1 protein-coding gene is annotated in these 1,249 nt (G+C 56.6%); it reads left to right on the top strand.

Features of this window, described 5'->3' with window-relative positions; genetic code table 11:
- On the top strand, positions 1-1,249 hold a 1,249-nt coding region (locus ABWQ00_RS16135; protein WP_353239677.1), incomplete at both ends, for a hypothetical protein.

Genomic DNA, 1,249 nt, shown 5'->3' with positions numbered 1-1,249 from the left:
TGCACCACAAGCTTACCACCCTCAACGACCCAGCGGTCGAGCTCAAACTCGCCAAACACTGCTTGGGTGAAAGCAAAGTTCAACACCTCCTACGCCTGTACGGACAAGAACTCTACACCACACTAGCCACGGCAGACAAGACCATCGACATGACCCTCACCCGCATCGCCACAGGACTCACAGACACCGGCCGACAACAAGCAGCACTAGGACTCCACATAGGAGGGCTTGGATTGCGCCACATCAAAGACATCGCCCTCCCGGCAGAACTTGCAGCCAAACTCACCGCCCGGCCCAAAGTCAGAGAGCTCTGCACAGCGCTATCCACAGCAGGCCTGACACCACCTGGCCAACTCACCGACCACCTCGACTCCAAGATTGCCCAACTTCAACACAACCTAGCCACACAGCTCCACAGCACAGAAGCTTCCCTACTTCCTGAACTTATACAGCAGATCACGGGGCGAGCACAAAACGAGTGGGATGCCATACGACACGGAATAGACATCACCGCACCGCAGCCTAAACCGCCATGGCAACGCCTCAGTACCAGCTCACACGAACATGACCCAACCGCCCACTCTGACCCTGACGACGAAACAGCCTGCAACACTAACAAAGCCCAGCACCTCCTGTGCCAGCTCACAGATAACACACGAGCCAGGCTCCTCTACCTAGAACAAGTCGACCAAGAAGCCACAGACGACATCGAACGCATTAACGAACTCAGGCACCCACAAGTCCACCACCAATGGATATATCACATCGACCACACCGCAGGCACCGTACTGCCACCAGACATCTACAAAGACGCCATCCGACACAGGCTTGGCTGCCAATTCCTACCGGAAGCAACCACATGCCATTGCTGCGGCAAGCTCCTTGACGTTCGATGCACACACACAGGCTGCTGCGCGACGGCAGAAGCCACCCGAGGACACTACAGCATCGTGCGTGCCATCACAGCAGTCGCCAAAACTATCGACCCCACCACGTCCAGAGAGGAGACCTTCGGCGACTCAACTCGACTCAGACCAGGAGACATCATCACTAACGCCGTTCTCGACGGGCGCAGAGTCGCCATTGACGTTGGCATCACATCCCAGGCAAACCAAACCCAAGGCGACCCAATCCAAAACTACGCCAACACCAAGCTGCGGAAATACCGCCGAATCATAGAGAACGAACTCCACCCTGACGGCACCAGTTTCCGAGCAGCCATATGGACTCAGGAAGGACGGCCCGGTAA

This window comes from Limnohabitans sp., from assembly GCF_040400975.1.
GTDB lineage: Bacteria > Pseudomonadota > Gammaproteobacteria > Burkholderiales > Burkholderiaceae_C > Limnohabitans_A.
The sequence above is the reverse complement of the archived record's forward strand: the minus strand, read 5'-3'. Positions and strand labels throughout refer to the sequence as shown.